Below are 6,044 nucleotides of genomic sequence, written 5' to 3' on the forward strand. Positions count from 1 at the left end.
TACAGGAGGTCAGCAGGATGGAGATAAAGCCATATATCAGAACAGCAAAATATTATGAGACAGATCAGATGGGGATTATCCATCATTCCAACTATATCCGCTGGATGGAGGAGGCGCGCATCGACGTACTCAGCCAGATGGGATATCCTTACCGGAAATTCGAGGAAATGGGGTACTTAAGTCCGGTGCTTCATGCAGAGTGCGAGTACAGGAAGAGCGTGAAGTTTGACGATGAAGTGAAGATCACGGTTTCCCTGCAGGAACTGGGGCGGGTGAAATTTACCCTTCGATATGACATTTACAATCTGAGTGAGGGAGGTGTCTTAAGCGCATACGGGACGACAACACACTGTTTCCTGAAAAGTAACGGAAGACCTGTTTTGATAGATAAAGAAATGAAAGAGTTTTCAAAAGCGATGGAGGCACTGAAGCCGGAGACCGGCGGAAAGCAGTGATGGACGGGAAACACAGATAGACAGAAGACACAGATAGACAGAAGACACAGATAGACAGAAGACACAGGAGGAATAGTATGATATTGAGCGCCAGCAGGCGGACGGATATTCCGGCGTTTTATTCGGAGTGGCTCTCCGAGAGGTTCCGGGAGGGATACCTTCTGGTCAGGAATCCCATGAACTTTCATCAGTTGAGCCGGATCTGCCTGAATCCGGATGTGATCGACTGTATCGTATTCTGGACAAAGAATCCTCTGAATATGCTGCCGCGGCTTCATGAATTTGAAGAGTATCCTTATTATTTTCAGTTTACACTTACCGGGTACGGCCGGGAGATCGAACCGGGGCTTCCGGATAAGAGAAGTGTTCTGATCCCCGCTTTTCAGGAACTTTCCCGCCGGATCGGGAGAGGAAGAGTGATCTGGCGGTACGACCCGATTTTTCTGACCGGCCGGTATACCATGGAGTATCATGAGCGTGCCTTCGCGGAGATAGCCGGGGCTCTTTCCGGATATACCGGCAGAGTTGTGATCAGCTTTCTGGACATCTATGCAAAAACGCAGAGAAATATGGAAAAGGCAGTAAGCGGTCGTGTGAAAGCTCCTTCCATACAGGAAATGAATGAGCTGGCACGGAAACTGGCATCTCTGGCGCGACGCTTCGGGATGCAGATCCAGACCTGCGCGGAGCAGATTGACCTGGAAAAGTACGGGATCCGGCACGGCGCCTGTATTGACCGGGAATATATCGGGGATCTGCTCGGATGCTCACTGAAAGCAAAGAAAGATCACGGACAGCGCCTGTTCTGCGGATGTGTGGAGAGTGTGGAAGCGGGAACATACCACACATGCAGAAACGGATGCCGGTACTGCTATGCAAATGATTCCGCTGAGGCAGTCCGGCGCATGAGCAGCAGATATGATATACATTCCCCGCTCCTGTGCGGACAGGTGGAAGAGGGGGACCGGATCACGGAACGGCGGATGAAAAGCCTGAAAGATCTGCAGATTTCCCTGGAAGATCTGTGAATTTTGAAAAATTCTAAAAATCCCTTGACAATATCGAGTATCGATAATATAGTGTAATTAGAAATATCGATACTCGATAATATATTTGTACTCCGTAGAGAGGGGGATCCGTATGAAGAGCAGAAAGAAAATCAGGAGGGCGTTTCAGCCGTTCCGGTACGTTGAGTGCGATGAATTTGCCGAATATCTCCACGGGATGTCACTGAAAGGATGGCACTTTAAAGAGTGGAGTGCAGGGCTGATCTTTGAAAAAGGAGAACCTGCGGATATCACATATGACGTGGAAGTATTTCCCAAAGGGACAGAGATGGATACAAGGCCGGAAGACGATGCTCAGGAATATGCCGAGTACTGTCAGGCGGCGGGATGGCAGTTTATCGACGGCCAGAGGAAATTCTGTATCTTCCGGAAAATGGAGGATGATGCGCCGCCTATTGTCACAGAGGAAGAAAAGCTGAAAAATATCAGGAAAGCAGAGGGGCGTGTGCTGTTATCGAATGTGCTGTTTCTGGCTGCCTTCACAGCATTACAGTATGCCCAGTTATTTGCGCAGGCCGAACGTCTTTTTGTAAATGTGTGGATCTTTATTCTGGCGATAATTCCGCTGATAACAGTGGTGCGTATTGTGCAGCTTATTTATCTGAACATCTGGTATGTCTCTATGAAAAGGAGAATCAGGCTGGGCAGACCGGTCCGTTTTTACGGGAAAAAAGGCCGATGGCTCTATGGTGCCCTGACGTTGCTGCTTGTTGCAGGAGGCGTGATCTTCTTTGGGATGGAAAAGAACAAGATGGGAATCTTTATTTTCATCATCGGGATTGCTGCTGTAATGCTTCTGTATCTCGGGATATCTGTGATACGTCCGTCCAGGGGCGGCAACTGGGCGGCGCAGATCGCCGGCAGTCTTGCCGTTGTCTTTATAATCACTATTGCCGCGTTTGTCTGGGTTTTCAATGCCCCGGAAGCTTCGCCGGCGGAGCAGATGGCTGTGGCGGAAGAGCTTCCTCTCCGGCAGACAGATTACCGGGAGCTGGATGGAGAAGTTTCGTATGCAGAGTATGAGTATATGGAAAGCATTTTCGGAAGTATGACTTACGCTGTACTGTATTATGATGTGGATGATAACGGTGATGGAGAATGGGACCGGGCAGACACTCTGGATTATCGGATTTACCGTTCCGAGTTCCCGCAGATACTGGAATATGTGTGGCGCGATGAAACGAAAGCAGCAGAGAACGATGAAGAGTGCGCGGAACTCTGGGGCGCCAGGGAGGCCTATATGGGACGCTGGCATGATGAAGATACCGGTACATTACTGGATACACGGAGTTACCGTGTAAGGTATGACGGGGCAGTGCTGGTGATACATGTAGATGAACCACTCGATGAAGAACAGATCGGGATCGTGAGAGAGAAGTTGGGGCTGTAAATGAAGGCGGCTGTGAACACAGAGGTTGAAGTTGAGGAAAAAAGAGCCGGAGATCAGGAAGGATGTGGATAACAGATGGCAAGAGAGCAGTTTCAGACATTGACGGAACCGATGTATTATATCCTTCTTGCGCTGATGCAGGAGTGCTGCGGCGTGGATATTATGGAAAAGGTGAAACAGATCTCGAAAGGCAGAGTCCGCGTCGGCCCCGGCACCCTTTATGCGATGCTGGCAAAGTTCGAGGAAAACGGAGTGATCCGGAAAACAGCGGAGGAGGGCAGAAGGAAATCCTATATAATTACAGAGCAGGGGAAAGACATGCTCCGGGAGGAATACAGACGGCTTATTACCATGACAGAGGATGCGAGAGGGTTGTTGGAATAACAGGAAAAGAAAATAAAATGAAGAACAAACAGTGTATAACAGTTGACAACAGTTATACACTGTTTTATACTGTTTATCATAAGGAGACTGAAGATGAAGAGTATAATCATCAATGGTTCGTCGATGGTGCCGATCTACGAACAGATCGTAGAACAGGTCAGAACGCAGATAGCTTCCGGACGGCTGAAGGAAAATGAAGTGCTGCCCTCGGTAAGAACACTGGCAAGAGAATTGAAGATCAGTGCACTTACTGTAAAGAAGGCATATGACAGTCTGGAAGAACAGGGATTTACCGTTACTGTACATGGAAAAGGAACTTATGTTATACCTGGCAATACAGAGAGAATAATGGAAGAACAGCGCAGGGAAGTAGAAACAGCCCTGGAGAATGCTGTATGTCTGGGGATAAACTGTGGATTGTCAGACGAAGACATCAGGAAAATGTTGGAATTGATTCAGGAGGAGCAAAGAGACGGAAAAAATTGGAGAGATTAGGGAGAGTGCAGAGAGGGGAGCAGGAAAATGCTGAAAATCAGAAGAGTGAAGAAACGTTATGGAACATTTGCTCTTGAGTGTTCCCTTGAGGTGAAAAAAGGGAGTATTACGGGACTTGTAGGAGAAAATGGCGCCGGGAAGAGTACGCTTTTTAAAATGATTCTCGGTCTTGCGTTTCCGGATAGCGGCGATATTTCCTTGTTTGGCAAGTCTCCCGAGAAGTTTGGAAGCAAAGACAGAGAGAAAATAGGAGTTGTATTGGCTGGATCCGGAATGAACAGATATTTGAAAGCCGGAGACATGCAGGAAATGTTAAAGGCGATGTATTCCCGGTTTGATGAAGAATATTATCGGGGGATGTGCGGGAAATTCTGCATTCCTTTGGATCGTCCTGTGAAAGATTTTTCAACAGGGATGAAGTCAAAGATGAAACTGGTCTGTGCAGTTTCTCACGGAGCAGACTTTCTACTGCTTGATGAACCGACTGCAGGACTTGATGTTGTCTCCCGGCGTATGGTGCAGGATCTGTTGCGGCGGTATATGGAAGAGGACGACGCGAGGAGTATATTGATCAGTTCCCATATTGCGTCAGACCTGGAAGGGCTCTGTGATGACATCTATGTTCTTCATGAAGGAAATATTATCCTTCATGAGAGTATGGATACCCTGCTGACAGAGTATGGGCTGGTCAAAACAGATCCGGTACAGTATGGAAAAGTGGAAAGGGAATATATCCTGAAAATCCGACGTGAAGCTTACGGATATGACTGCCTGACGGGACAGAAGCAGTTTTTCCGTGAAAATTATCCGGAACTGGTTGTGGAAGATATCAATCTGGAAGAGGTTGTCGCTATGCTGACAGGAGGGGGATGACGATGAGAGGTCTGTTGGTGAGAGATTTCTGTATTTTAAAAAATCAGATAAAGTGGATTGGCGCAGGCGGTTTGCTTATTGTTGTTATCCAACTGTTTTCAAAGGGAACTGCAATGATGATGGTTAGCTGTTTCGTGATTGCGACGGCAATGCTGACATCAAATACTATTTCTTTTGATGAGGCAGAGGGCGGTTTTGCTTATCTTTTTACACTTCCGGTGACGAGAAAAGGCTATGTCAGTGAAAAATATCTGGTAGGAGCAGGGATGATTTTTTCTGTGCTTTTCATTTCGGGAATATGTACAGCTGTCGGAATATTGATTCCGGGTAGCAGAACGGCAAGTGTTGATGTGGAAGAAATGATTTTGTTTTTGGGTGGCTGCGCCATTATGGGGATCTTCTATATAGCCCTTATGATACCTCTGTATCTAAAATTTGGTGCAACAAACGGAAAACTTATTCTTCCGCTGGTTGTGTGGGGGCTGATATTCCTGCTGATCGGTGTTGTACGGCTGAACGGAAAATACCAGTGGAATCTGGAAGCTTCCATGATGAAATTCTTTAGAATAGCAGGAAATGCAGGGGTGGCGGCTGTATTTGCAATCCTGGCAATCATACTGCTTACGATTTCCTGGCTGTGCAGCCGCCACATTATGGAACGAAAAGAATTTTAGTCAGAAGCAGAGCGTTGTATCCGGAAAAGCTTCCTTTACAAAGATCTATTTTACAAGATCTTTGTATTCCGGATGCTTTTCAAACCAGCCGGCAGCGTAGGAACAGGATGGTACTGCCTTAAGTCCGCGTTCGTTTAAGTCTTTAACCAGCTCTTCCATTAATTTTCCGGCAATGCCCTGTCCCCGCAGAGAGCTGTCAACAAACGTATGGTTTACATCGACTGTTTTGCTGTCAAGATAGGGAAAAGTGATTTCAGCTAACAGTTCATTTGTTTCAGAATAGAGTGCAATCTGGTTTTCATTGTGTGAAAAATTCATTCAGTTTTCCTCCTTTGAGTAGATACCGGAACATGGTTCCGTTTATTCTTTTAATTATAAGAGTATCTGTACGTCGAGTTTTGATGCGTTGGATACCTGATTTTATTTTAGGCGGTGAGAATGCTTTGTCAAGCATTGCGCGATAATTCGATTATAAAATGAAGGCACAAGCAGCAAAATGCTGTGAAGCTATTCGTTTTTTTTGCAGTAAAGCAAAAATAAGCCGATATATTATAATAGAAGAAATGAAATGAGGGGATAAAGGACGGAAAAAGAGTAAATTGTGTGAATTGTCTGAAATAAATAAAAAATAGAAAAAACATTGACAATTGCTTCCAGGAGTGATAAGATAGCACCTGTCGCTGATGACGGGAACTTAAAAAGCCGC

The 6,044-nt window shown here is 46.2% G+C and carries 8 protein-coding genes; 7 read left to right on the forward strand and 1 reads right to left on the reverse strand.

Annotated elements, in window-relative coordinates:
- The first annotated feature begins 17 nt into the window (after nucleotides 1-17).
- The 7 genes from B5F07_RS02850 (at nucleotide 18) to B5F07_RS02880 (ending at nucleotide 5,338) form a co-directional block, all read left to right on the forward strand.
- Complete coding sequence (locus B5F07_RS02850; RefSeq protein WP_087159756.1) at nucleotides 18-455, forward strand: acyl-CoA thioesterase; 438 nt, start codon at nucleotides 18-20, stop codon at nucleotides 453-455.
- Nucleotides 456-532: 77 nt separating this feature from the next.
- Nucleotides 533-1,483 carry a DUF1848 domain-containing protein gene (locus tag B5F07_RS02855; protein WP_087159757.1) on the forward strand — a complete coding sequence of 317 codons (951 nt, stop codon included), beginning with the start codon at nucleotides 533-535 and terminating at the stop codon, nucleotides 1,481-1,483.
- A 112-nt stretch (nucleotides 1,484-1,595) separates the two neighbouring features.
- Nucleotides 1,596-2,912 (forward strand): DUF2812 domain-containing protein, encoded by a 1,317-nt coding sequence (locus B5F07_RS02860; protein WP_087159758.1) that lies wholly within the window; start codon nucleotides 1,596-1,598, stop codon nucleotides 2,910-2,912.
- 75 nt (nucleotides 2,913-2,987) lie between these two features.
- Nucleotides 2,988-3,296, forward strand: a complete 309-nt coding sequence (locus B5F07_RS02865) for a PadR family transcriptional regulator (RefSeq protein WP_087159759.1) — start codon at nucleotides 2,988-2,990, stop codon at nucleotides 3,294-3,296.
- A 93-nt stretch (nucleotides 3,297-3,389) separates the two neighbouring features.
- Nucleotides 3,390-3,791, forward strand: a complete 402-nt coding sequence (locus tag B5F07_RS02870; RefSeq protein WP_087159760.1) for a GntR family transcriptional regulator — start codon at nucleotides 3,390-3,392, stop codon at nucleotides 3,789-3,791.
- 27 nt (nucleotides 3,792-3,818) lie between these two features.
- Nucleotides 3,819-4,664, forward strand: a complete 846-nt coding sequence (locus B5F07_RS02875) for an ABC transporter ATP-binding protein (protein ID WP_087159761.1) — start codon at nucleotides 3,819-3,821, stop codon at nucleotides 4,662-4,664.
- A gap of 2 nt (nucleotides 4,665-4,666) precedes the next feature.
- Nucleotides 4,667-5,338 (forward strand): ABC-2 transporter permease, encoded by a 672-nt coding sequence (locus B5F07_RS02880; RefSeq protein WP_162613040.1) that lies wholly within the window; start codon nucleotides 4,667-4,669, stop codon nucleotides 5,336-5,338.
- Between the two features lie 45 nt (nucleotides 5,339-5,383).
- Here the strand turns inward: B5F07_RS02880 and B5F07_RS02885 are convergent, their stop codons facing one another.
- A complete protein-coding gene (locus B5F07_RS02885; protein ID WP_087159763.1) occupies nucleotides 5,384-5,656 on the reverse strand; it encodes a GNAT family N-acetyltransferase in 273 nt (90 codons plus the stop codon).
- Nucleotides 5,657-6,044 lie beyond the last annotated feature (388 nt).

Source organism: Lachnoclostridium sp. An169 (assembly GCF_002160525.1).
GTDB lineage: Bacteria > Bacillota > Clostridia > Lachnospirales > Lachnospiraceae > Mediterraneibacter > Mediterraneibacter cottocaccae.